A 23,365-nucleotide genomic window follows, 5' to 3' on the forward strand; every position below is an offset into this window, starting at 1 on the left:
CAATTTATCCATGTTGGAGGATTCCCTATGAAAAAATGGTATAAAAGAAAACGGTTTTATCTGCTTGTCTGCATTTTGATCGTCATTACGGCCGTAATCGTCTATAACAGCTACAAGCCTCTCCCTGATGGCATTTCTTATGAAGGGAAGGTTCATCATGTCGAGGATATTGATTTCATCTATGACCTTTCCTATCATGATGAACAAGGGAATCTGCAACATGAGCAGCGAATTTTCCAAACCATAAATCAAGCCATAGAAGACGCTGATTCTTTTATCGTAATCGATATGTTTTTGTTTAATGCTTTTTATGATGAAAAGATAAACTTCCCGAAGTTAACCGAGAATCTGAAGGATAAACTGGTTGAACAGAAGAAAAAGAAACCTGACCTCCAGGTTATCTTCATTACTGATGAAGTGAATACTTCCTATAATGCCTACCAGTTAGAGGCATTGGAAACGATGAAGAAAAATGGCATTGATGTCATCGTTACCAACTTAGACCGGCTTCGGGATCCGAATCCCCTCTATTCAGGTGTGTATCGGACCTTTTTCCAATGGTTCGGTGAAAGCGGGAAAGGATGGATTGTGAATCCAATGGCTAAAAGCGCACCAAAGGTCACCTTTCGTTCTTATCTTAGACTGATGAATATTAAGGCCAATCATAGAAAAGTGGTCGCTACCGAAAAAACGGCCATCATCTCTTCTGCCAATCCTCATGACGCAAGTGGATTCCATTCCAATATTGCGTTTCAGATGGATGGGAATATCATCGGCGACTTTGTTAAAGCCGAAGAAGCAGCTTCGAAATTCTCGGGAGGTCCAAAGTCATTTCCTGAGTTCAAAGGGGCATCAGCAGATAAAGGACCGATATCGGTACAATTGCTAACGGAAGGAAAAATCAATAAACATGTCCTTAAAGTAATAAAGGATGCAGAAAAAGGCGACAAGATCCATCTTGCCATGTTCTACATTGCCGATCGTGATGTTGTCGAAGCATTAACCGATGCAGCTAAACGTGGTGTAAAGATCCAAATGATATTGGATCCGAATCAAAATGCTTTCGGAAGTGAGAAAATCGGGCTTCCTAATCTTCCAGTTGCCGCTGAATTCGAAAAACTTGGGGATGAAAATATCTCGATCCGCTGGTACAAAACAGATAAAGAACAGTTCCATACAAAGTTGATGATGATCCAAAAGGCTAATGAAACGATTATTCTTGGAGGATCGGCTAATTATACATCACGTAATCTAGATGACTATAACCTTGAAGCCAATGTTGAAATCCATGCTCCAAATGATGCGGACGTTTCTAATGATGTCGATAGCTATTTTCAAAGACTATGGACAAATCAAAATGGAACATACACCGTTGATTACAGTGAATATCAGAAGAAACTGCCTGTCTTCAAATACTTGACCTACCGCATCCAGAAGGTGTTCCGCTTCACCACTTACTGAATAAATTCGGTATAAATGTTTATCAGTAACCAAATAAGGTTATATACTACTATAGCCAATCAAGAACTGTAATAAGCAAGATTCCATTTACCTATATCCAAGAGAATCTTACACTGAAATTCAAGGAGGAGTTTATATGTATCAAGTACATGTAGTAGAAAACGGTTTACAAGCAAAGGAAAAAATCGATGAACTAGTCACATCAGGTTATACGAAGGACGATGTATATTTGTTTGCCCATGATAAAAACCGTTCAAAAACACCTAACCGAGAATACAAATACAGAAGATGTAGGCATGAAGGAACAAGGTTTCCTTGATTCCGTTGGAAATCTCTTTAAATCACGCGGCGATGAACTTCGTAATCGAATGAGCAACCTTGGCCTTAGTGATATGGAGGCAGAACGTTACGAGGAAGTGCTTGACGAAGGAAAAGTCGTCATCGTTGCTTCCAAATAAGAAAAAAGCGGGGTTACACACTAATACCCGAAAACCATTACCCTATATGGATTCATAAAAAACGAGGCTCCTTAATCGGCAGCCTCATTTTTTATATTCATTAACCCAGAATTCTTTGGTACGTGGCCTTTGCATGGACCATGTCCTTCGTGCCGTGAATCAACGCCCGGCCATCCTTGAAAATGACAATACGTTCCTCGGCTTTTTCACAAGAGAGTAGAAATGGATTGAATTTTACCAAATAGCCGCTGCCATTCAGTTCCTTGGCTAATTTATCGAGTTGAAGTTTCAAAGGTTTTGGCGGTCTTACCTGTACAGTATCCCTTCCGCAAAGAACCGCAGTTTTCGTTGCGTTTTCCATAGTTAAAAAGGGATATGTCCTCTGATCTCCGCAAGAGAGACAATCTTTCTTTTTAGCTTTTGTTAATCGAACGGTTTGGTATTGATTCCTCCACAGATCAAAAGTAACAAGTGCAGGTCGAACCGATTTCCAGTCTTCAACAAGGATTTTCAAAGCTTCGGCAGTTTGGTGTGCCACTACCATCGTTACAGCTGGCGATATGATTCCTCCTGTGTCACAGGTCATTCCTTGAATGGGGATAGATTTAAGTAAACAGTGCAAACATGGCGTCTGTCCGGGAAGAATGGTCAAAGTCATGCCCACACTCCCCACACATGCCCCATAAATCCAAGGTATTTGAAGCTTTTGTGACAAATCATTTATAATCATCCGTGTCTCAAAATTATCGGTCGCATCCAATATCAAATCAACATCACCAAGCAGCTGTTCAAGGTTCTGGGCGGTTGCATCCATGATGATGGCATTCACTTCAACTTCATGATTGATTTCAAATAAATGACGCTTTGCCGCTTCTGCTTTTGGCAGATTCTCCTCGACATCCCGTTCCGTATACATTTGTTGGCGCTGTAAATTACTAGTCTCCACATAATCCCTGTCGACAATCGTAAGCTTCCCTACTCCCGCACGAGTAAGGGCCTCGGCGTTAGCAGATCCCAAAGCCCCTGCCCCTAGAAGTAAGACATGCTTCTTCAAGATTTTCAATTGGCCGCCTTCACCAATGGGGGCGAATAAAGTCTGTCTTGAATAACGCTCTTTCACTGTAAACCCTCCCCTCCAATTCAATCCGATTCTCTCAGCCTCCGCTGACAGGTGGAATGAAAGCTACTGTATCTCCATCAGATAGAACCGTGTCATCGTCGGCAAATTCTTCATTGACCGCTGTCATCACGGATTCAAGACCTTCCAATTGAAATTCCACCCTCATCTTCCCTTTTAGCTGGGCCACACTCATTCCATTTCCTTCTATAGAAAGAGTCTCTTTGCCTAACGCATCTTTCAATTGGGCAAATAAAAGTACATTAATCATTGATATCCACCTCTTCCGGTTTTCCTTTTGGATATGAAACGGTTTCCAACTGGTTTCCGACCCATGTCTCCCCATCTTCCCAATGTTCTTTTTTCCAAATCGGGACGATTTCTTTAATTCTTTCAATTGCATACCTGTTTGCCTCATATGCATCATTTCGATGTGGCGTACTAACGGCAATTACGACTGCGATATCCGTGATTTCAAGTTTACCTACACGATGGGTGATTGCCGTTTCTGCATCAGGCCAACGCTCCTTGATCTCAGATCCGATTTGCTCTAATTTCTTGATGGCCATCGGTTCATATGCTTCGTAAATTAAGAAGAGGGTCTTTTTTCCTTTCGTCATTTCCCTCACTGTACCAATAAAGGTCGTGACGGCACCTGCATTCCTCTCTACTACTTTATCAATCACTTCCTGGATGACAATCGGCCCTTTTGAAATTTTATAATTCATGTCTACCATCCTTTATATATAATTCGGTTTGGCTAATATAACCTGCCTCTTGATAATCTTCCCTCGTATTCATATTGAAAAAAAGGTATTGAAAATGTTCAGGATTTTCATGATATATCTTAAAGTCGCTTTCCTTCATGATTTTCACCGAAATCTTTTCCAAAAACAGACTCATTTTTAATTCGTTTTTCAATAAACATTCTGTCAGTACAGGAAGACATCTTTTATGATAAACAGCAAAAAGCGGCTGAATCCTGCCATTTATCTCCGGAATGACAGCATCGAATTCAGGTTCATAATAGGATATGATATCATTTATGGCAGCTGCACTCACAAACGGCATATCACAGGCTGTAAGGAATTGGAGCTCCGTTTTCGAGGAGGCCATCCCTGCATGCAATCCCCCAAGTGGTCCTTGATCTTTATGTAAATCCGGTATTAACGGAAGTTGCAGAAAACGATAATCTTCAAATGTATTCGTAATGACCAGAATGTTTTCTGATACCTTTTTCAATACGGATGCCACTCTTGAAATGTTCACAACGCCACCTATGGTCAACAGGGCCTTATTCACTCCCATACGGCTTGATTTCCCACCAGCTAACAGCAACATTGTCCACTCCATACGTATCACCCTCCCTTTTTGGGGTTTAATCTAGCATCCAACGGTAAAGCTATAATAAATATGTCCACTATATTTAAATATTTTAAATCAATTTTCAAAATAATGACACTTTCACAAACTTTGCTTTGTATATCAAAAGATGGAAAATAGGATTCAAAGCTTAAAAGCAGGCGGCCCATCTATCCAATTTCCTGAAATCCATGTATTATTTCAATTTTAAAAATGGCTTATGCGAGGCCATTCCATCTCCTTCTTATAGGCACTCATTTTAGGGTGAAACTAAGTTTTACATAAAAGAAATTTTGGTATATTCTAAAAATAGCATATTATCTGGTATGCTGATAATATCGAAATCCAATTCTCCTGAGGAGGTCACATAATGACTATGAAAAGAGCTATGACAGTTGCCGGATCGGATTCGAGCGGCGGCGCGGGTCTTCAAGCAGATTTAAAGACATTTCAAGAATTCGGCGTTTACGGTATGTCCGCCTTAACGACAATCGTTACGATGGATCCCAAGAACGGCTGGTCCCATAATGTATTCCCTACACCGGTCGAGGTTTTGGAAGCCCAAATCGAAACGATTCTATCAATCGGCATTGATGCCATGAAAACGGGAATGCTTGGATCAGTGGAGATCATTGAACTTGTTGCCCGTAAAATAGACGAGTTGAAACTGGACAAAGTCGTAATCGATCCAGTTATGGTATGTAAAGGTGAAGATGAAGTATTGCACCCTGAAACAGCTGTAGCCCTGCGTGAACTACTTGTTCCACGTGCAACTGTAGTTACGCCTAACCTGTTCGAGGCTGCTCAGTTAGCAGGAACAGCGCCTATCAAAACGATCGATGATATGAAGGGTGCAGCCGAAAAGATTCATGCACTTGGTGCAAAATATGTCTTGATTAAAGGCGGTAATAAACTGGATTATGACAAAGCCATCGACCTTTTATATGATGGAAAAGAATTTGAGATCCTTGAATCCGAGAAAATCGAAACAACCAATACACACGGTGCCGGCTGTTCATCGTCAGCAGCCATTGCAGCTCAATTGGCTGAAGGGAAAAGTCCGCGTGAGGCTGTCCTCATTTCAAAAGACTTCATTACCGAGGCGGTTCGCCATTCTTGGAAGATGAATGACTATGTTGGACCTGTCAATCATGGTGCATACCATAAATATGGAAATGCTGAAAACACAAAATAATAGACCAAAGTTTAATGGCTGCTCAAATTCATCGAGCGGCCTTTTTCGCTTTTTTTGTTTTTATTTAGTAGAATGAAAAGAAGGAAAAGCTTATCTAGCCGCCCAGTTAAGGAGGAAATTATAGAATGAAACCTATAGACCGTACAGAGGTGCAAAATGCTATTGATTCTTTCGCCGGACAAGATGTATATCTTCACCTTGAAACGACAAATGGCGCCTATGCCACTCATGTAGATGAAGCTTTCTTTTCGGCAGGTGCTTATATTCGTAATGCTTTTATCCAGTATGAACATGGGAAGATAGTTGGGGATGGACCCTACCGCATCGGCTTGAAGCTCAATATTGGCTGGGTATATGCTGAAGGCGTCAACCACTTCGAAATGGATGAACAAGGGAGATTGCTGTTGGCAGGCCTTGATTTTTCCGGAAAACTTGCTGTCTCCATGCAGCTCAGCCCTACTCCCTTTGAATGATCACGACTAGCTTGATATGTATAATATAATTCCGATGAAAACTCCCATTCACCGATAACCATACTTACTGTAAGTAGAACGGAAGGAGAAATATACCTTGGAAAAAGAACGTCATGTATTAGTTATATTCCCACATCCCGATGATGAAGCCTTTTCGGTCTCCGGAACGCTGGCACTCCATAGAGAAGCTGGCACTCCTGTCACCTATTTATGTTTAACTTTAGGAGAAATGGGACGTAATTTAGGCAATCCTCCATTTGCAACAAGGGAATCGCTCCCTAAAATTCGCAAAAAAGAATTAATTGATGCAGCAAATGCGATGGGCATCCAAGATTTGCGCATGCTTGGATTGCGTGATAAGACAATTGAATTCGAAGATGATGAAAAGCTGACTTCATTATTTACCGAAGCCATCAATGAATTGAATCCTTCATTGATCATAACGTTTTATCCGGGATACAGTGTCCATCCAGACCATGAAGCGACAGCACGGGCTGTGGTTCGGGCCGTGGAAAGAATGGAAGAGAAAGAGAGACCTAAACTTCATTGTGTCGCGTTCTCCAATAACTGCATCGATGAGTTAGGGCAGCCTGACATCATCCATGATATCTCTGCCGTCGAAGAAAAAAAGGTAGCTACATTCACTGCCCACCGTTCGCAAACGCAGGCAATGGTGATCGATTGGAAAGAGAAATTCGAAAATCAGGATGCTGATTTTCTCGACTGGATCCGCAAAGAACGATTATGGACCTATAAATTTTAAAGAAACCGCCAATTAGGCGGTTTTTTTGTTTATGGCATAAAAAAAACGCCTGTGGATTACAGGCGGAGAAAAGGGGGATACTTTGGAAAATCAATCATAATATAAGCATCCCCATTTTTGATTATTTCATACATGCATATTCAAAAAATTAAGCAGACAAGCGTTCTTCCCGCTGCATTTTCTTTCTTGCCGCGGCTTTTCTACCATGTGCGAAAAAGTAAATCCCTATAAGAGCGAATGCCAAGACAGACATTCCTATGAACAACCCTTTGAAGCCGGTAAATGGAATAAGGAATCCCAAAAGGAATGGGCCAACACCGATTCCAAAATCGTACATTGTATAAAACGTGGATGTGGCTAATCCCATCCGATTTGATGGTGCTTCCTTAATGGAAATCGCTTGACAGCTTGATTGGAACGTACCATATCCCACTCCGATAAAGGCACCGGCAATCAGAAGCGTAATACCATGATGGGATTGGCTGAGAATCACCATACCCACGGCAAATAGTAAGAGCGAAGGATAAATGACTGCATTCTCCCCCTTCACATCAAACATTCTTCCTGTAAACGGACGGGACGCCAAAAGGAATACAGCAAATACGACAAAGAAAAAACTTGCCGCATCCATTAAATCCATTTCCTTTGCAAAAGATGTTAAATACGACAAAATGCTCGAATAGGTAAATCCGGCAAATCCGATAAAAATGGAAATGGGCAGAGCTTTTTTTTCAAAGTAATCACTAATTTTAAATCCTTCTTGTTGTGAAGCTCTGCCTTTTTCTCCTTCAGGAACATTCATGAATAACGATGCCACTAAAGAAAACGCGGCAAATAAAGAGGCAGCATAGAAAATGATGGAATAACTAAAATGCTGTGTGATCAGCAATCCAATAAACGGACCGAACGCCATTGCCAAATTGGTACTCATGGCAAAGTAACCTGTCCCTTCCCCGCGTCTCTCATTCGGAATGATATCTGCAGCAATCGTTCCAGTTGCCGTAGTGGCAAGGCCAAAAGCAAAACCGTGAATAAGCCGATCGATCAATAATAGGGATAAACTATTAACCAGGAAATAGCCAATGGATGCGATCAGGAATAGAATCAAGGATCCAAGCAACATTTTTCTGCGGCCGATCTTGTCAATTTTTTTCCCTGCAATCGGTCTGACAAGCACAGCCCCGAGGACAAAAATACTTGAGGCAAGTCCCGCTTGTGCTTGCGACGCATGAAAGTTATCAATCGTGTAAATGGTCAATGTCACCATCAAAACATAAAAAGTTAAAAATAGAAAAAAGTTCGCAGACGAGACAATCAGAAAGTCTTTCGTCCACAATTTCGGTTTGTGATTCATTTCAATCCTTCTTCCTTACTATTGTTTTAATTTTTCCTTCAGGAAAATCAACGTTCGTAACGTTGCCTCTCGATCCTCTTCAGCCAAACCGCTCATTAATTGAAGTTCAAATTCTTCAACTACCTTTTTGGCCTTTTGATAAGTCCTTACACCTGACTCCGTTAACTGTATTCTCCGCTCCCGCTTATCTTTTCCTGGGATTTGTTCAATCAAACCAAGTTCCTCCAACCGGTTTACCGTCCTCGTTACCGTCGGTTTCTCCACATCTAGATAATTGCTTATTTCAACAAGCGTAGAACAACCAAACTCATTCAGATAATATACAATCGACCATTGGGAATGAAAAAGATCAACCTTGGTCAATTGTTCATTTAATTTTTTAGTAAATGACCTTGAAAATTGTAAGTTATGATGAAAAAAACCATTATTAAAGGACAAAGGTATTCCTCCTGTAAATTAGTTACCTAGGTAACTATACACCTATTCATTAGAAATGTCTAGCCTTCTGATGAACGAAAATAATTGTATGCATGTACACTGTTTAACACAACAAAAAGATACCCTTTGCAGGAGTTCGTGCACATTATTTCGTGCTACTCGTGTTTGGTAGTTAATTTGGAGCTTTTACTCGTGAGGTTCGCGCTTTTACTTGTGAGGTTCACGCTTTTACTCGTGAGTTTGGGCGTTACTCGTGAGGTTCGCGCTTTTACTTGTGAGGTTCACGCTTTTACTCGTGAGTTTGGGCGTTACTCGTGAATTTCGCGCTTTTACTTGTGAGGTTCGCGCTTTTACTCGTGAATTTGGGCGTTACTCGTGAATTTCGCGCTTTTACTCGTGAGGTTCCGGCTTTCACTCGTGAATTTCGCGCTTTTACTTGTGAGGTTCACGCTTTTACTCGTGAATTTCGCGCTTTTACTCGTGAATTTCGCGCTTTTACTCGTGAGGTTCCGGCTTTTACTCGTGAATTTCACGCTTTTACTCGTGAATTTGGAGCTTTTACTCGTGAGGTTGGGTCAAATGGGGCCATGCTCTTTGTGGTCGATGCTTCGAGGCCATATAAAAAATGAAACCCCGCTATTAAAAGCGAGGCTTCCCGAGAGATTGAAGAATCATCTATAATATTAAATATAATGCAATGGATCTTGGACAACCTCATTCGAAACGGTGTTATCATGAATCACAAACACCTCGTCTCCGTCTTTTAGCTCCTTCGCATTGATAACTTCAGGGCATATTTCCTTTTAACCGAGATAGTGGCAAACGATATAGCTTATCGTCTTTTTCATCAGGATTTCCTCGGCCATCCGTATTGTTGCTTATGAAATAAAGGGATTCTCCATCTACGAAAACATCACGTATCCTTCCTGAGCCCGTAATGATATTAGTCAGTTTTCCGCTCTGTACATCATAACCCTTAAGCGCTTTGCCCCTTAATGCTGCAAAATAAAGCTTTCCGTCAAAATAGGCCATTCCAGAAGGAGCCCATGTATTTTCACCGGAATGAATCAATGGATTTACCATACCAGGTTTTTGCTCATCGCCTTCTATTTCTGGCCAGCCGTAGTTTTTACCTGGATCGATCTTATTTAATTCATCGTGAGCCGAATCGCCGTGCTCACTTTCATACAATTGTCCGGCTTCATCCCACGCCAGACCTTGTGGATTGCGGTGACCGTATGAATAGACGTATGAATTCCCGAAAGGATTATCTTTCGGAATGGTGCCATCCAGATTCATGCGCAAAATCTTCCCGCCTAAAGAATCTATGTCCTGTGCGATCTCCGGCTTTCTTGCATCACCTGTTGTTGCATATAGCTTATCGTCCGGTCCAATCTTGATTCGGCCACCATGGTGGAATTCCCCGCTTGGTATGCCATCGATCAAGGTCTCCATCTCCTGCCATTTATCATCATCTTTTTGTAAAATGACGATTCGATTGATGGATTCCCTGCCTTCTTCATACGTATAATAGGCGAAAGCTTGCCTGCTCTTAGCGAAATCGGGAGTTAACGAAAATCCAAGTAACCCAGCTTCCGCTTTTGTAGACAATGTCTTTTTAAGGTTGACCTTTTGCCGTGTCATCTTACCCTTGTCCCATTCTACGATGGTTCCTGTCCGCTCTGAGACATACATTGTGTCCCCTTCCTTCTGAATCGACCATGGGATATTCAGGTTCGTTACTAGCTCATCCGGATCTTCTCCTAAAGTGCCCGTCACTTCTTTATCAGGATTCGGCTGGGTTTTGCTGTCCTCTTCATTCATGTTACAACCAGTTAAAGTCATTGTTGCCATAAGGAAAAATAAGAGCCATTTTTTCAAAACTTTTCCCCTTCCGATTCATGAGTTTAATAGGCTGACTGTTTAAGTACCTTTAAAATGGCCTCCGCTACACCGGACTCATCATTCTTGCCTGTTACTTCATCACACAGTTTTTGAATATCAAGCGGGGCATTTCCCATTGCGACAGACAAACCTACCCGTTCAAACATGGATACATCATTATAATTATCCCCAATGGCCATGGTTTCCTGCATCGAACCGGATTTTTCATTCACATATGTTTCAAGTGCCGTACCTTTTTGAGCTGTCCCACTCATGATTTCCACATTTTCACGTCCTGATGAAGTGACTGTAACTCCCTGTCCTTTCAATTTCGTTGCAATTTGATTCAATAAACTTAAATCTTTTGAGAAGCTGAGAATTTTATAATATTCCACATTCGAATGGCTGAATAACTCGGAATAATCGGAAATGGAAGTTACCTGTCCAAGCTGTAAACGCTCCTCCGCATATTTCCGCATATTCTCAGGGTCAATGTCCGGATTGGCTGTAACGAATACATCAACCAAAGCTGATATTGCGTTTTCATAGTCTTTAGAATAAATCCCCTGACTCGTATATATTTCGAAATAAATCCCTTGTTCTTCGAGGAATCCAGCGACCATTTTAGCAGTGGCAGCTGACATTGGATTGGAAGCAGCAATCTTTCCATCCTCCGTGAAGAGGGCAGCGCCATTTACACAGATTACAGGGCAAACGATTCCTGCTTCATCTAAAGCGAACCTTGCTTCAACATAAGATCTTCCAGTAGCAATGATCACTTCCACTCCCTCACTTTGCGCCCTCTGGATTGCATGTTTATTTTCCTCACTGACCTTTTGCATTTTGTTTAACAATGTTCCGTCCATATCAATCGCAATCGTCTTTATCAATTCAACCGGCTCCTTCTTTTCAATATAATCCCTATTTTAACCGAATCGGCGTGGATAAACACGTTTAACAAACCCATATCGATTCTTGGTGTGACTTAATCCAATTATGTATATAAATAAACTGCACCTAATTAAGTTAGGTGCAGTTTGTTTTTTTAATGCAGGATCGTTTGGCTATCCACTTCCTGTGCCCGTTCAATAATCTGTTCGTGGATGTCTCTTTGAATGTCATCGATGGCTGTAAAGTCCATCGCTTTTACATAAATCTTTTCAAGTTCGTCATGCAACTCTTTTGCTTTAGCCAGACTGGCTGTCGCTTCATTCATTTTCGTCCGGTACCTGGAGGAAACATCCTTTAACTGATCAGCATAAATTTCGTCCGTTCCTGGCAGGATGGCCGTTTTATATATATCAATGATTTCATCACCTTCACAACTCGGGAAATATTCATGAGGAGATGTGCTGTCAAAAATGGCGATCCCTACCTCCCGGACAATTACCATGTCCAAGCTATGCGGATCGAAACCGCAATGATATACTTCCACATCAAAGCCTCTTTGTTCCGCAGCCTTTGCAATCTTCTTCAGCATCGTTGATTTCCCTGAACCTGGGCGTCCCTTTAAAAAGTACCGTTTTTGTATTCCCTCAGTAATATTGGGGATGAAATCAACTGCACCCTTTGGTGTAGCGGCCCCTAAGAATCGGTGACGAACATCCGACTTCTTATTGAGGATGATATCTCTATAAAAGCCTTCTATCAATTTATTGGTCAACCCGTTCAATTTTGCGAAATCAATATTTGCTTTATAAATGTCTTCCCATTCATCATGTATCTTCAATGCTTCAGCGAATAGGGCATATGCCTTCTCAAAACTCTTGCTTCTCGCATTCGTCAATCTTATGATGGCGGCTCTTTCAGAAGCCAGCTGCTGGGAATTCCAGGCAGCTCCTAGATTGACATATTCCTCAATGGCCCCAGGTGCCTTCGGCTCAATCACATGCGGCGCGGTCCCATCCACGAGTCCGATTTTCAAAGCCGGTATGATCACGCCATCAATGGAATCATTATCGGACGAACAATGTAAATACTCGATATCATAGTCTTTATCCAGCCATTCTTGGCCGATTTTTTTCATTATGGTCGATTTACCGGAACCAGGTCCGCCTTTTAATATGAATAATCTTTCCAGGCCTGCTAAATTGGAATCATATAAACTATAAAAACCTTTAGCCGTATTGCCTCCAGCGAAATAATGCATCACTTTTCCTGTCACTTTCACACTCTCCCTCACAATACAGATGTGAACTTCAAGACAGCGTATGCAGAAAAGACCTAATAGGTGAATGCCTAAAGGTCAACAGTCTATTTTATTAGGCCTACAGATTCCGCTTGTGTGACCTCCAGGAATTCTGACGGTTTTAAAACGATCTGTGTACCGATCTTCCCTCCGCTTACGATGATTTCAGGCAGGTTTGCTGCACTTTCATCGATAAAGGTCGGGTATTGCTTTTTCATTCCGATCGGGGAACAGCCTCCCCGAATGTACCCTGTGTATTTTTGCAGGTCTTTAACTGCAAGCATTTCTATTTTTTTTGCCCCTGCCGCCTTCGCTGCTTTTTTCAAATCCAGTTCGGTGGCTACAGGAATGACGAATACATAAAGCTGCTGTGGTCCGTTATGGGTAACAAGCGTTTTAAAAACGGTTTCTGGCGCTTTTCCAATTTTGTCCGCAACAGTGATCCCGTCGATTTTTCCATCGGTGGCATCATAACTCATCATGCCATACTCTATACGTTTGTTATCTAGAATTCGCATTGCATTCGTTTTACTTGCTCCCATATTATAAATCCCCTTATCGTTTTCTTCATCTTACCATTTTTAAATACAGGCAAAAAGAAAAGCACAGTGCTCATGCATCTGTGCTTTCCTTATATTCATTCTAAATGACGTCTTTGGAAATCAGCGATCCTCTTATAGTCGTCTTCTAAATTCCTGCTCACGGATAAATAAATCGACATTAATTCTTCATACACTTTAACGTTCTCTTCGATTGGGACAAGTTCATTCGTCTCACCAATCATACCTTCAACCTCATCGAGGCTCTCGATTTCCCCTAAAGCGTACAATCCAAGAACGGCGGCACCTAAGCTCGAACTCTCAAAGCTTTCTGGAATTGTCACGTTCTGATTAAATATATCAGCCATGATTTGACGCCAGAGCTTCGAGCGGACAAACCCACCGCTTGCATGAATTTTCTCGGGAGCACCAGTCAGTTCCCTAACAGCAAGAAGGACACTGTATAAGTTATACATCACACCCTCCAGCACTGCCCGGACCATATGGTCACGAGTGTGATGAAGAGCCAGTCCAAAGAAGGAGCCCCTTGCATCGGCACTCCATAATGGCGCCCGTTCCCCTGCCATATACGGATGGAATATCAACCCATCCGATCCAGGTGCAATATTGGAAGCCATATCCGTCAGTATCTCATAGGAGTCCTGTCCAGAAGCCTTCGCTTTTTCGATTTCCACACGTCCTAATTGATCCCGTGCCCATCGGAAGGTGATTCCCCCATTGTTGACCGGTCCACCGATTACCCAATGATTCTCAGTAAGGGCATAGCAGAATGTCCTGCCTTTCGGGTCGGTAAGCGGTCGGTCACTAACGGTTCTTACTGCACCGCTCGTTCCGATTGTCACTGCCAGAACGCCTGGCTTGATGGCGTTTTGCCCTAAGTTCGCAAGCACGCCATCACTCGCGCCAATAACAAACGGGGTACCTGCCTGAATGTTCATTTTTGCAGCTAATTCCTCACTTAAACCTGAGAGAATATGCGTTGTGGGGACAAGCGTTGGCAGCTTGTCAGCCCCAATTCCAGCAATGGTGAGTGCCTCTTCATCCCAATTCAAGTCATTCAAGTTGAACATGCCCGTTGCAGAAGCGAGCGAATAATCCATCACATACTCATTGAAAAATTTATAGATGATGTATTCTTTAATCCCTATAAATTTGTCCGTTTCGTTAAAAGTCCCGGGATGCTCACTTCTTAACCACATTACTTTCGTGATTGGGGACATTGGATGAATGGGCGTCCCCGTCCTGTGATACAATTGCATCCCCTGTTCCGAAGCCTTCAATTTCCCCGCATAGGCAGCACTTCGATTATCCGCCCATGTAATGCTATTCGTAAGCGGATTACCGTCTTTACCCATGGCGATCAAGCTATGCATCGCCGAACTGAACGATATGAAACCCAGTTCATCCTTCTTTATTCCGCTTGTAATCATAACCTCGCCTATTGCAATGATGACCGCTTTATAAATTTCTTCTGGATCTTGTTCCGCAACCGAAGGCGTTGGACTGTGAAGAGGGTATCCCTTCGAACAGGATTGGACAACCTCCCCCCTTTTTGAAAAAAGAACAACCTTCGTACTCGTCGTACCAATATCGATCCCCATCATATAACCTGAATGTCCCATACTAACATCATGCTCCTCTCTCTTAAACAATTGAATTCAATAGTAAGATTAGGATAAGTGAAACGACTGATACAATCGTTTCCATAACCGTCCAAGATTTTAGCGTTTGTGCGACTGTAAATTAAAGAACTCTTTGATCATCCAAAATCCGGCATCATTCACGTGGGATAGAATGAATGAACCTGAACCGATTGCAAGGACCGGCAATTAAATATTAACACCTGGTACAGAAGATGATCGGCAGCACAATACCTACCGCAGTTGTCATCGCGACAATTGCTGAACCTGTGGCCACACGAATCATAGCTGCAACGCAGCCAAACAGAATTAGTGAAATATCAAAGAATGTCGTTAAACTTGCAACGGCTTCACCCACTCCGCCCGTGTTCAATACATTTTTAAATGCACCGCCCGCTCCGATAATCAAGATAATGGAGGCAGGTGGAGCAAGGCAGGCTGACATGAATTGGTTTAGTGCTACTTTATTAATACCCCTAGCGTAACCTAATGTAAAGAATGAAACCACCACAGAGGACCATGAGGGCGATGATCGGTTCTCCAATGAGATATGTAGGAACCAAAAACAGGACCAGCTAAAATGTGCTGCGGGAATACCGATGATCAAATATCCCTGTCTGAACAGCATCTGCAACATCCGGAACATCCATACCTGCTAATCCCTAAAGGACGGAAGCGAGAAGTAACGCAATAAATGGGCTTTGATAACGATCAAGAAAATGGTGGAAACAAGCGCATAAATCAACAAACTATTGTTCTGGCTCTATCCAAATAAACTAAACGTCTTATTCAATCATTCACTCTAAATCAGGATAAGGAATCCATATAGGTAAGATTTCAATGAAAAAAGCATCGAACCTGTTCAACGTGAACTAAACTCGATACCTGATTCAGTCATGAAATGATCATTCACCAATAAAAAGAGGACCGGATCGGTGCTTGATTTCTTTCTCCAGTTGTTCAGGATAAGCAATGAGGAAGCAGGTGGATGGCCCTGACGATTTTTCAATATCGACTTCATTGCTTATATGCACAGAAACACCTTCACCACTTTGATCCAGATGCTCCCATTCATATGCTATCCCTTTTGAGCCGACTGGAAGTGCCTGAACGTCTTCCATTTCACATAGGCTTTTATATAAAGATAATGGCGCGACCCAATCTTGCTGATCCATTACTTCTTCTCCAACGAGCGGCCTGCCGATCAGTGCGATTTTTCGTAAAGGATGTTGCTTTTTAATACATTCATTCACTCGTTTACCGATCACCATAAGTCCAACCGCGGATTGAAGAAGCGGCATGTTACTTTCTGTGCTGCCAGTAATGGGAAGGTCCTCCATTCCCAATTCTTTCAGCCCCTTCCTGACACCCCTGGTCAAGTCCTCCCAGGCTTCATCACCGCAGAAATTATTTAGGACAACGGATACTGGACTTCCGCCAACGCCCAAACATTCCATGACGGCAACCCGAAAGGAATAATATCCAACGACCTCATAAGGAACATGGACAAGATCTTTTTCCTTCAGGCCGATTCCGCCGCTATTATCACTTGAAACAATCAATGAATCTGATTCAGAAAATGGTAAAATCAATGAATCACTCATTCTACGAGTCCATCTTTAAAGATCATTTTTTTCAAAACAGGCTCCAAGCGGGGCAGTAAAAGGACTGCCAATACTACATTTACCGCCGTCGCCACCGTTAATCCCGGAACCAACAACGCGTAAAAACCATAGCTGATCAGAAATGCGAAAGGCAAGGCTAAGATGAAAGCATTACCGATAAAGAAGAGGAAAAATGCGCCTACTTTTTTTCCTTGTATATATAAAATTCCAAACATCCATACGAGAACCGCCATTTCGACCATGATCAAAAAATGGAATGGCCCAAGTGTCATTCCGCCAATGAACGCTGAAATGATATGACCAAGCCCAGCTACAATAGCCCCCGATACCGGGCCAAGTACGATGGCAGCCAAAAGGGCCGGAAAACTATCCAAAGCGATACTCCCGATCGGGGAAGGGATTTTAATCATTGCCCCTACTGCCGATAAGGCAATGAATATAGCAATTGCACTAATTTTTCTTACATCCATGTTTACTCTTTTTCCTTTCTTTTCCCTCCACGGAACACATTTGCGCTACGGATATATTCCACATCTTTCACACCAAGACGGAAATTGATCACACGTGCAACAGCAAAGAAGTAATCCGACAAACGATTTAAATATTGAAGTGATAATGGTGAAACAGCCGCACCAGACTTGATCAATGAAACGACCAATCGTTCCGCCCTTCTTGTAACTGTACGGGCAATATGAATGGTTGCAGCTGCTTTTGTGCCGCCAGGCAGGATAAACTTTTCCAATTCCGGAGCTTCGATTATGAAGGCATCTATTCGTTCTTCCAAATAGGTAATGGCCTCATCCGTCAACTTTTGTGGGGCCTTCTCTGAAACGGTTGCCAAATCACCGCCACAGTCAAATAACTCATGCTGGATTTTCTCTAGATCGGCCAATACATCCGTAAATATCGCGGGGTCCAATTCAGTAACCGCAAGACCGATATAGCTATTCACTTCATCCACCGTTCCATAAGAATCAACACGGATGTCATCCTTGTCAAGCCGACCACCGATTACGCTTGTTTGTCCCTTATCCCCTGTACGTGTATAGATTTTCATCCCCATTACCTCCTCTATTTTATTCGCTGGTTTATTCCATACCAGATGATATCAACGCGCCTTGATATGGATGCTACATCTTGAAAGACCCATCCGCAGGCATCGCGCCATCTGCGATCTCTCGCTTCCATCGGGACAATGCCTTTGGAAATATCAGAACCGATCACAATGCAGTTGTGTTCATCCCTTTCTTTCTCCCATATTCGCCAATCAGCCATGATTTCCTTCCATCTTTTTCGAATCGAATCTGAATCCATTTTTTCTGCATCTTGCTGAATCCATGCATCCAACCCTTGCAATACAACAGTCTTGCCTTGAAAATCAATCAATTCCGGCTGTTCTTTTCGATAACCGGATAGCCAAAGGACATCATTTTCCAAACCATACAATTGCTTTACCCATTTAGTTTTCCCATTATAGGCGCCTCCTGTAACAAAGTGCAGCGTTCTCCCCTCCTTAAACTGTTCCGGTCTTCCCATATCAGCTCATATCCCCTGCCATGGGAAGTCCCCCAATCAAAAAAAGACTTTTCCATCGGGGCATAGCGGACCAATAAATCACGTATTACCCCTCCATGCGTCATTAGGGCAAATCGGTTCTCCTTACAGGCAATCAATTGATTCCAGCCATCATTGACACGTTCGGAAAATGCCGGATAACTTTCACCCCCAGGCACCATTGCCTCCATGGGACGTTCCAGCCAATTAATATAATCTTCATCGGTCTTCAACTCTTCATACGTTCGCCCTTCCCAACTTCCGAAGTTCATTTCACGAAACGAGGGGTTTTTGACCGGAACTACATCTGGAAACAACAGCCTTGCAGTTTCCACACAACGAGGCAAATCACTCGTGTGAATTTTTTCATACTGCGGGTAAGAGCCCCTTAAGCCCAGTATTTCCTTTTCTCCTTCTATACTTAATGGGGAATCCGTCCAGCCTAAATAGGCCTTTCGCTCATTCGCTTCTGTCAGCCCATGGCGAAGTAGTGTAATAGCCACAATATCAGCCATAACCAAAGCTCAACCCCTTCCACGGATGCACCCAGTACATCCCCAGTAATCCCACCGAACCAACTTACCACTTTACGTTTTATATAAAGCAAGAAAAACAGCGCAGCCAGACACATGATGAAAAATAGGGTGACAAGCTTAAAATCGATGATCCAGGCAATCGCCAGACTTACAAAGAGGTACAGCCAATAAATGGGCAAACTGCTTTTCTTTACTGCACTTTGAAAAAAAGCACCGAGTCCCTCATTTTTAGCCAGCGGCATCCGGATGAGCAAATAGCCCATCACACATTTGCTTAAGAGCGGAAGGGCAATGATCAAGAAGTATGTCCATTCATTTACCCTTTCGACAATTTCATAGATAAAAAGAAACCGTGCTGCCAATAGGACGATGACGGAGATGACACCGAATGCACCCGTCCTTGAATCCTTCATGATTTCCAATCGGCGCTCTTTATCCTGATAGGAAAAAAAAGCATCACTTGCATCGATCCAACCATCGAGGTGTAAACCTCCAGTTAATGCCATCGTCAAAAACCAAAGGAAAAAGGCAATCGCAAGGGAGGACAATGGGGTCCATTCCACTAGTGCATATAAAACACCACCCAATATCAAGCCTAGTAAAAGACCGACTAATGGAAAGGTTTGAATGGCACGGTGAATATATTTCTTCTCCATCGGAAGCTGTTTCTTTATTGGAAAAATCGTAAAGAACTGCAGGTTAATTAAAAATCCGATCGCTCCGTTCATTCCTGGATGCACCCTTTCTTCCGCAATGGTATTCCCGATTCAATGAGATAGGCTTCATCGGCCTGCCCGACAATCGTTTGATGAAGCAGACCTAGTGTTTTTCCGTATAGATGGAGGAATTCATTATGGAAAATCGGTTCTTGCACCAATTCATTGCTCACGACTATTAAACAACTGGATTGTTTTCTAATCTCATTGATCCCGTTTATTATTTTTGAAAAAACGCTATCTAAAAATTCTTTTTCGAGCGGAATGCCAGGGCCAAATAGTTCGTTATCAAGCAGGGTTGTCAGACAATCGACTAGGATTATAGAATCCTGATTAATGTCCGCTCCTATTCTTGTAATATCCGTTGCGTATTCCGAAGTCTGCCAGGCAATTGGGCTGCGTTCTCTATCTTTCTGGTGCCTATGGATGCGTTCACCCATTTCAACATCACTGACACGCCCACAGGCGAGGTAATGCAAGTTCCCATCCATTTGGAGTGCATACTCCAGGGCTTTTCTTTCTGCGAAACTGCTTTTTCCGGAACGGACACCCCCGGTTATAAAACAGAGCCTTGCTTTCTCCACTGTCTTACCCCCTCCATCAGTGCTTCGTTATCATGTTCACTCTTCACTGCAAACCGAAGCCACTTTCCATCCAAACCCGGGAAATTATAGGTATGGCGCGGTACGATTCCTTTTTTCAGCAAAAAGGGGAAAAGGGATAAGGATTCATCTTTCACTAAATAAAAATTAACTGTGCTATTGGAGACAATCAATCCTTGCTCCTCATAAAACCGGAATAGTTTCTGCTTTTGCAATTGAATATAGTCTCTTGTTTCTCTCATATATTCTTCTTCTGCAAGACAGATTTCCCCTACTTCCAATGCCACATGGTTGACGCTCCAATGCGGTTTATAAGTTCTTACCTGAGTTATGATATCCGGTGCCGCAAGCAAATAGCCTAGTCTTAAACCCGGAATGGCAAAGATTTTGGTCATTGATCTTAGAATGAGTAAATGTGGAAATTCATTGATTAAAGTAGCATAAGTAAAGGCGTCTTCCGTAAAATCATAAAAAGCCTCATCGATGACAACCAGGCAATCCGCTTTTTGACATTCGATGATCAATTCCCTAACTTCATCCCGCTTAAATGAAACACCCGTCGGATTATTAGGGGTACACAAGAAAATTGCATCATATTCGGGTAACCGCGAAATCAATCGATCCAAGTCAAGTTGCCACTCAGGTGCATTAAGTTGATGAAAATCGACCTCACACCCTGCCGCCAAACATGCCTCTGCATATTCCGCAAATGCAGGCTGAATGATTAACACCCTTTGATTGGCTAATCTGTTCGCTACCAACATGATTATTTCTGCACCACCGTTACCCACCAAAACGGATTGCTCTGGAAGAGCTTCTTTTTTTGCGATCGATTTTGTCAGCTCAATGGCATGCGGATCTGGGTATTGAAGGATTCCTTCGAAAAACCCAGACCACTGTTCCTTTATGCGTAAAGGCGGACCCAATGGGTTGATGTTAGCACTGAAGTCGAGAACCGATTCAGGCATTTCGATTTCCAGCGCTTCGTAAAGATAATGAGGATTAGAGCCATGTGAAGGTAACGTCAAGAATAAGTCCCCCTAGCCATAGCATCAGTAGAAATAGAAAAGATGACCGATGCATGATGGTAATCGTTTTTGGTATATGTTTTGCTTCCAATCGAACAAGCGGAACTCCCATCCTCGCACGGTCGGAAACAATTCCTTTGTACATATTCCGGCCTCCAAGCTGTATTCCCAAAATGGCAGCAACGCCTGCTTCACACCACCCGCTATTCGGGCTTGGATGTTTTTTTGCGTCATTGAATAATATCTTCCATCTAGCACCAAATCCATGATAGCCGGATTTCGAGCTCAGCAACATCAGGAACCCGGTGAGGCGGCTGGGAATCCAGTTGACGATATCATCGAGCTTGGCTGAAGCCCAGCCGAATTGCCCATATTTATCATTTTTGTACCCTACCATGGAATCGCAGGTATTAATCGCCCTGTACACCATCGCTAGCGGCGCACCGCCAATGGCTGACCAAAACATCGGGGCTGTAATCCCATCACTGGTATTTTCCGCTACGGTTTCCACGGTGCCCCTGACTATTTCGGATTCATCAAGATCCGCAGTATCACGGCCCACGATATAGGAAAGCTTTAGCCTCGCTTCAGGAAAATCCCCTCGATTCAACGGATGGCAAACATCCATTCCAGCATGCTTCAAGCCTTTCTGAGCTATCGTAGTGGAAATGACAACAGCTTCCCAAAGGATACCTGCAAGCGGATGGATACGATAAGCCAAATAGACGGTAAGACCAGTAATCAATAACACCACCGATAAGACGATGAACAACATGAAGAGTCCATTCCGCTTCTTATGTGTTCCTCTATTGAATGCCTGATCAAACTTGCTTATCATCGTTCCTATCCATTTGACTGGATGCGGCCAATTTGGCGGATCACCAATTAATAGATCAAGAAAAAACGCCAGCGTAACCGCAAAAAGATGATGGTAAATCATAAATCCTCAATCCGTTTCCGATTATTGTTTAATGCTTCCACTGTACAATCATATACACCGCGGCTGATCAGCTTCCCTAACGGAGTGATGGTGCCTGCATATTGAAGCTTTGCCCCTCTTTGAGTTGCCGCAATCAAAATGCTGTCTGTCGATGTTCCTGTTGCACATGTATTTGTCACCTTATCCAAGACATGCAAATCATGAAGCGCTTTTACTTTTGCCTCGGTCGCAGTAACTATGCTGTGGATGAAAGCCTCTTCTGCCAAATGCCCATTTACGAAGATCCATGTATTTATCGTTCCTGGAGCGGAACTCCAAGAATGTCGGTCAGCTAAAGATGCGTCGATGGCATTCCCTACACCAGCGGTCACGATGATAAAAACCTTGAAATTTTCAGCTCTTAATAACTTGAAGGCAACCGTATCGAGAAAGACAGCCGTCATCATCCCTACCGTTTGCTGCGGGTCAAATCCATGAGTTTTTAAATAGTCAGCCATTTCAACATGATGATCCTCGCAATCATATCCATGATGGACATGCCTATTCACGAAATATTTATGCCATCCCGTCCCCGAACCAGTCACTCCAGAAGACATCGTTCTAAGCGGGATCGGGGAATTCAATTGAATCATTTCAGATCCGACTGTCAGATAAGAATCATCAATTTCCAATGGGATAGTATCATAGCCATGCTTTTCCGGAACGATGAACATTTGCGGTTTCGGAAGGGCGGGATGTGGATGTTTTTCGATCGTCGTACGATATACCCCCTGAATCCGTTCCTGTCGGAGCACTTCATTCGGCACATCCACAACCAAAATTTTCCCTTTTTCAAGCAACATAAGCCGATCACAATATAACCCAGCCAAATTCAAGTCATGAAAAATTGAAATAACGGTCAACTCTTGCTCTTTTGCCATTTTCCTCATTAGATCAAGAAGATCCTTTTGATAGGAAAGATCCAAGTGGTTCGTAGGCTCATCCAAAAAAAGGATTTCCGGTTCTTGGGCAAGTGCCTGTGCCAATAAGACCCTTTGTCTCTCCCCGCCTGATAATCGTTCAAATTGAAGATCGTGAAAATCTGCTACTCCCGTTTGTTCCATAACCCGTTGGACAATCGTTTCATCTTCTGCGGACCAACTATGGAACCAACCTGTTTGATGGGCATATCGCCCAAGTGAGACCGTCTCTTTTACCGTATATGAGAAAGCTAATGAGGAATGCTGAGGGAGCACAGCAATGACCTGTGCAAGTTGTTTTGACGAATAATCCTTCAAATCCCTTCCTCTTATCCGTATGCTTCCGCCCGTATAATCGAGCACCCCGCTAAGCATACTTAAAAGCGTCGTTTTTCCGCTGCCATTTGGGCCAAGAATCCCGAATAATTCCCCTTTATGTACATCAAAAGTAACAGAGTCCAAAACAGCTTTGTTGTCATATCCACCTGTTAACCCTTTAACTTCAAGCATCC

General features: G+C 42.8%; 27 protein-coding genes and 2 pseudogenes. 7 read left to right on the forward strand and 22 right to left on the reverse strand.

Annotation, left to right across the window (positions count from 1 at the left end):
- Window positions 1-27 precede the first annotated feature (27 nt).
- Both ABIE66_RS27055 and ABIE66_RS27060 read left to right on the forward strand, forming a co-directional pair.
- Entirely contained in the window at window positions 28-1,461 is a 1,434-nt protein-coding gene (locus tag ABIE66_RS27055; RefSeq protein WP_370016883.1) for a phospholipase D family protein, read from the forward strand.
- A gap of 136 nt (window positions 1,462-1,597) precedes the next feature.
- Window positions 1,598-1,919: pseudogene (locus ABIE66_RS27060) on the forward strand (YflT domain-containing protein).
- A 100-nt stretch (window positions 1,920-2,019) separates the two neighbouring features.
- Here ABIE66_RS27060 and ABIE66_RS27065 read toward each other — a convergent pair.
- The 4 genes from ABIE66_RS27065 to mobA are packed head-to-tail and all read right to left on the reverse strand — an operon-like array spanning window position 2,020 to window position 4,389.
- Window positions 2,020-3,039 carry a MoeB/ThiF family adenylyltransferase gene (locus ABIE66_RS27065; protein ID WP_370016884.1) on the reverse strand — a complete coding sequence of 340 codons (1,020 nt, stop codon included), beginning with the start codon at window positions 3,037-3,039 and terminating at the stop codon, window positions 2,020-2,022.
- 34 nt (window positions 3,040-3,073) lie between these two features.
- Window positions 3,074-3,307: a molybdopterin converting factor subunit 1 gene (moaD, locus tag ABIE66_RS27070; RefSeq protein WP_289314266.1), complete on the reverse strand. Its 234-nt coding sequence runs from the start codon at window positions 3,305-3,307 to the stop codon at window positions 3,074-3,076.
- Window positions 3,300-3,764 carry a molybdenum cofactor biosynthesis protein MoaE gene (locus ABIE66_RS27075; RefSeq protein WP_370016885.1) on the reverse strand — a complete coding sequence of 155 codons (465 nt, stop codon included), beginning with the start codon at window positions 3,762-3,764 and terminating at the stop codon, window positions 3,300-3,302. The genes moaD and ABIE66_RS27075 overlap by 8 nt, the downstream gene beginning before the upstream one ends.
- Complete coding sequence (mobA, locus tag ABIE66_RS27080) at window positions 3,754-4,389, reverse strand: molybdenum cofactor guanylyltransferase (RefSeq protein ID WP_370016886.1); 636 nt, start codon at window positions 4,387-4,389, stop codon at window positions 3,754-3,756. The genes ABIE66_RS27075 and mobA overlap by 11 nt, the downstream gene beginning before the upstream one ends.
- 379 nt (window positions 4,390-4,768) lie before the next feature.
- Between mobA and pdxK the strand changes: the two genes are divergently transcribed.
- The 3 genes from pdxK to bshB2 all read left to right on the forward strand — a co-directional run bounded on the left by pdxK (window position 4,769) and on the right by bshB2 (window position 6,829).
- Entirely contained in the window at window positions 4,769-5,593 is an 825-nt protein-coding gene (gene pdxK / locus ABIE66_RS27085; protein ID WP_289314263.1) for a pyridoxine/pyridoxal/pyridoxamine kinase, read from the forward strand.
- Window positions 5,594-5,718: 125 nt separating this feature from the next.
- Window positions 5,719-6,066: a YojF family protein gene (locus ABIE66_RS27090; protein ID WP_034315946.1), complete on the forward strand. Its 348-nt coding sequence runs from the start codon at window positions 5,719-5,721 to the stop codon at window positions 6,064-6,066.
- 97 nt (window positions 6,067-6,163) lie between these two features.
- Entirely contained in the window at window positions 6,164-6,829 is a 666-nt protein-coding gene (bshB2, locus tag ABIE66_RS27095) for a bacillithiol biosynthesis deacetylase BshB2 (protein WP_289314261.1), read from the forward strand.
- A gap of 148 nt (window positions 6,830-6,977) precedes the next feature.
- Here bshB2 and ABIE66_RS27100 read toward each other — a convergent pair whose 3' ends face one another.
- Both ABIE66_RS27100 and ABIE66_RS27105 read right to left on the reverse strand, forming a co-directional pair.
- On the reverse strand, window positions 6,978-8,183 hold the full coding sequence (locus ABIE66_RS27100; protein ID WP_289327092.1) for an MFS transporter: 1,206 nt from the start codon (window positions 8,181-8,183) through the stop codon (window positions 6,978-6,980).
- An 18-nt stretch (window positions 8,184-8,201) separates the two neighbouring features.
- Complete coding sequence (locus ABIE66_RS27105; RefSeq protein ID WP_370016887.1) at window positions 8,202-8,621, reverse strand: MarR family winged helix-turn-helix transcriptional regulator; 420 nt, start codon at window positions 8,619-8,621, stop codon at window positions 8,202-8,204.
- Between the two features lie 165 nt (window positions 8,622-8,786).
- Between ABIE66_RS27105 and ABIE66_RS27110 the strand changes: the two genes are divergently transcribed.
- Both ABIE66_RS27110 and ABIE66_RS27115 read left to right on the forward strand, forming a co-directional pair.
- Complete coding sequence (locus ABIE66_RS27110) at window positions 8,787-8,939, forward strand: hypothetical protein (RefSeq protein WP_370016888.1); 153 nt, start codon at window positions 8,787-8,789, stop codon at window positions 8,937-8,939.
- Between the two features lie 57 nt (window positions 8,940-8,996).
- The gene (locus ABIE66_RS27115; RefSeq protein WP_370016889.1) at window positions 8,997-9,302 is read left to right on the forward strand and encodes a hypothetical protein; all 306 of its coding nucleotides are present in this window, start codon (window positions 8,997-8,999) and stop codon (window positions 9,300-9,302) included.
- Between the two features lie 105 nt (window positions 9,303-9,407).
- On the opposite strand, the gene ABIE66_RS27120 is transcribed toward ABIE66_RS27115, so the two are convergent.
- The 16 genes and pseudogenes from ABIE66_RS27120 to ABIE66_RS27195 form a co-directional block, all read right to left on the reverse strand.
- Window positions 9,408-10,502: a PQQ-dependent sugar dehydrogenase gene (locus tag ABIE66_RS27120; protein ID WP_370016890.1), complete on the reverse strand. Its 1,095-nt coding sequence runs from the start codon at window positions 10,500-10,502 to the stop codon at window positions 9,408-9,410.
- A gap of 26 nt (window positions 10,503-10,528) precedes the next feature.
- Complete coding sequence (locus ABIE66_RS27125) at window positions 10,529-11,395, reverse strand: Cof-type HAD-IIB family hydrolase (protein ID WP_289327098.1); 867 nt, start codon at window positions 11,393-11,395, stop codon at window positions 10,529-10,531.
- Window positions 11,396-11,550: 155 nt separating this feature from the next.
- The gene (locus ABIE66_RS27130; protein ID WP_289327099.1) at window positions 11,551-12,669 is read right to left on the reverse strand and encodes a PRK06851 family protein; all 1,119 of its coding nucleotides are present in this window, start codon (window positions 12,667-12,669) and stop codon (window positions 11,551-11,553) included.
- A gap of 89 nt (window positions 12,670-12,758) precedes the next feature.
- A complete protein-coding gene (ybaK, locus tag ABIE66_RS27135) occupies window positions 12,759-13,235 on the reverse strand; it encodes a Cys-tRNA(Pro) deacylase (RefSeq protein ID WP_289327100.1) in 477 nt (158 codons plus the stop codon).
- A 95-nt stretch (window positions 13,236-13,330) separates the two neighbouring features.
- Entirely contained in the window at window positions 13,331-14,875 is a 1,545-nt protein-coding gene (gene gntK / locus ABIE66_RS27140) for a gluconokinase (RefSeq protein WP_289318251.1), read from the reverse strand.
- Between the two features lie 22 nt (window positions 14,876-14,897).
- Window positions 14,898-15,438: pseudogene (locus ABIE66_RS27145) on the reverse strand (GntT/GntP/DsdX family permease); the annotation flags it as partial.
- Between the two features lie 360 nt (window positions 15,439-15,798).
- A complete protein-coding gene (locus tag ABIE66_RS27150; RefSeq protein ID WP_289327101.1) occupies window positions 15,799-16,497 on the reverse strand; it encodes an ATP-binding protein in 699 nt (232 codons plus the stop codon).
- Window positions 16,494-16,988 carry an ECF transporter S component gene (locus ABIE66_RS27155; protein ID WP_289327102.1) on the reverse strand — a complete coding sequence of 165 codons (495 nt, stop codon included), beginning with the start codon at window positions 16,986-16,988 and terminating at the stop codon, window positions 16,494-16,496. The genes ABIE66_RS27150 and ABIE66_RS27155 overlap by 4 nt, the downstream gene beginning before the upstream one ends.
- Before the next feature lie 2 nt (window positions 16,989-16,990).
- Entirely contained in the window at window positions 16,991-17,575 is a 585-nt protein-coding gene (locus tag ABIE66_RS27160; RefSeq protein WP_289314252.1) for a cob(I)yrinic acid a,c-diamide adenosyltransferase, read from the reverse strand.
- Window positions 17,576-17,589: 14 nt separating this feature from the next.
- The gene (locus ABIE66_RS27165) at window positions 17,590-17,964 is read right to left on the reverse strand and encodes a bifunctional adenosylcobinamide kinase/adenosylcobinamide-phosphate guanylyltransferase (RefSeq protein ID WP_289333844.1); all 375 of its coding nucleotides are present in this window, start codon (window positions 17,962-17,964) and stop codon (window positions 17,590-17,592) included.
- 5 nt (window positions 17,965-17,969) lie between these two features.
- Window positions 17,970-18,587: a histidine phosphatase family protein gene (locus ABIE66_RS27170; RefSeq protein ID WP_289327104.1), complete on the reverse strand. Its 618-nt coding sequence runs from the start codon at window positions 18,585-18,587 to the stop codon at window positions 17,970-17,972.
- A complete protein-coding gene (gene cobS / locus ABIE66_RS27175) occupies window positions 18,545-19,336 on the reverse strand; it encodes an adenosylcobinamide-GDP ribazoletransferase (RefSeq protein ID WP_289314249.1) in 792 nt (263 codons plus the stop codon). Before cobS ends, ABIE66_RS27170 begins: the two co-directional genes overlap by 43 nt.
- Window positions 19,333-19,908, reverse strand: a complete 576-nt coding sequence (locus tag ABIE66_RS27180) for a bifunctional adenosylcobinamide kinase/adenosylcobinamide-phosphate guanylyltransferase (RefSeq protein ID WP_370016891.1) — start codon at window positions 19,906-19,908, stop codon at window positions 19,333-19,335. The genes cobS and ABIE66_RS27180 overlap by 4 nt, the downstream gene beginning before the upstream one ends.
- On the reverse strand, window positions 19,881-20,954 hold the full coding sequence (gene cobD, locus ABIE66_RS27185; RefSeq protein ID WP_370016892.1) for a threonine-phosphate decarboxylase CobD: 1,074 nt from the start codon (window positions 20,952-20,954) through the stop codon (window positions 19,881-19,883). The genes ABIE66_RS27180 and cobD overlap by 28 nt, the downstream gene beginning before the upstream one ends.
- Complete coding sequence (gene cbiB, locus ABIE66_RS27190) at window positions 20,929-21,894, reverse strand: adenosylcobinamide-phosphate synthase CbiB (RefSeq protein ID WP_370016893.1); 966 nt, start codon at window positions 21,892-21,894, stop codon at window positions 20,929-20,931. The genes cobD and cbiB overlap by 26 nt, the downstream gene beginning before the upstream one ends.
- The gene (locus ABIE66_RS27195; protein WP_370016894.1) at window positions 21,891-23,363 is read right to left on the reverse strand and encodes a heme ABC transporter ATP-binding protein; all 1,473 of its coding nucleotides are present in this window, start codon (window positions 23,361-23,363) and stop codon (window positions 21,891-21,893) included. The genes cbiB and ABIE66_RS27195 overlap by 4 nt, the downstream gene beginning before the upstream one ends.
- Window positions 23,364-23,365 lie beyond the last annotated feature (2 nt).

This window comes from Peribacillus sp. B2I2, assembly GCF_041261685.1.
Taxonomy (GTDB): Bacteria; Bacillota; Bacilli; order Bacillales; family DSM-1321; genus Peribacillus.

What these genes read in the sequence shown, in the direction of transcription:
- ABIE66_RS27055 (WP_370016883.1), top strand. Translation starts at nt 28, where the DNA reads ATGAAAAAATGGTATAAAAGAAAACGGTTTTATCTGCTTGTCTGCATT.
- moaD (WP_289314266.1), bottom strand. Translation starts at nt 3,307, where the DNA reads ATGATTAATGTACTTTTATTTGCCCAATTGAAAGATGCGTTAGGCAAA.
- ABIE66_RS27075 (WP_370016885.1), bottom strand. Translation starts at nt 3,764, where the DNA reads ATGAATTATAAAATTTCAAAAGGGCCGATTGTCATCCAGGAAGTGATT.
- mobA (WP_370016886.1), bottom strand. Translation starts at nt 4,389, where the DNA reads ATGGAGTGGACAATGTTGCTGTTAGCTGGTGGGAAATCAAGCCGTATG.
- pdxK (WP_289314263.1), top strand. Translation starts at nt 4,769, where the DNA reads ATGACTATGAAAAGAGCTATGACAGTTGCCGGATCGGATTCGAGCGGC.
- ABIE66_RS27090 (WP_034315946.1), top strand. Translation starts at nt 5,719, where the DNA reads ATGAAACCTATAGACCGTACAGAGGTGCAAAATGCTATTGATTCTTTC.
- ABIE66_RS27100 (WP_289327092.1), bottom strand. Translation starts at nt 8,183, where the DNA reads ATGAATCACAAACCGAAATTGTGGACGAAAGACTTTCTGATTGTCTCG.
- ybaK (WP_289327100.1), bottom strand. Translation starts at nt 13,235, where the DNA reads ATGGGAGCAAGTAAAACGAATGCAATGCGAATTCTAGATAACAAACGT.
- gntK (WP_289318251.1), bottom strand. Translation starts at nt 14,875, where the DNA reads ATGGGACATTCAGGTTATATGATGGGGATCGATATTGGTACGACGAGT.
- ABIE66_RS27150 (WP_289327101.1), bottom strand. Translation starts at nt 16,497, where the DNA reads ATGAGTGATTCATTGATTTTACCATTTTCTGAATCAGATTCATTGATT.
- ABIE66_RS27155 (WP_289327102.1), bottom strand. Translation starts at nt 16,988, where the DNA reads ATGGATGTAAGAAAAATTAGTGCAATTGCTATATTCATTGCCTTATCG.
- ABIE66_RS27160 (WP_289314252.1), bottom strand. Translation starts at nt 17,575, where the DNA reads ATGAAAATCTATACACGTACAGGGGATAAGGGACAAACAAGCGTAATC.
- ABIE66_RS27170 (WP_289327104.1), bottom strand. Translation starts at nt 18,587, where the DNA reads ATGGCTGATATTGTGGCTATTACACTACTTCGCCATGGGCTGACAGAA.
- cobS (WP_289314249.1), bottom strand. Translation starts at nt 19,336, where the DNA reads ATGAACGGAGCGATCGGATTTTTAATTAACCTGCAGTTCTTTACGATT.
- cbiB (WP_370016893.1), bottom strand. Translation starts at nt 21,894, where the DNA reads ATGATTTACCATCATCTTTTTGCGGTTACGCTGGCGTTTTTTCTTGAT.
- ABIE66_RS27195 (WP_370016894.1), bottom strand. Translation starts at nt 23,363, where the DNA reads ATGCTTGAAGTTAAAGGGTTAACAGGTGGATATGACAACAAAGCTGTT.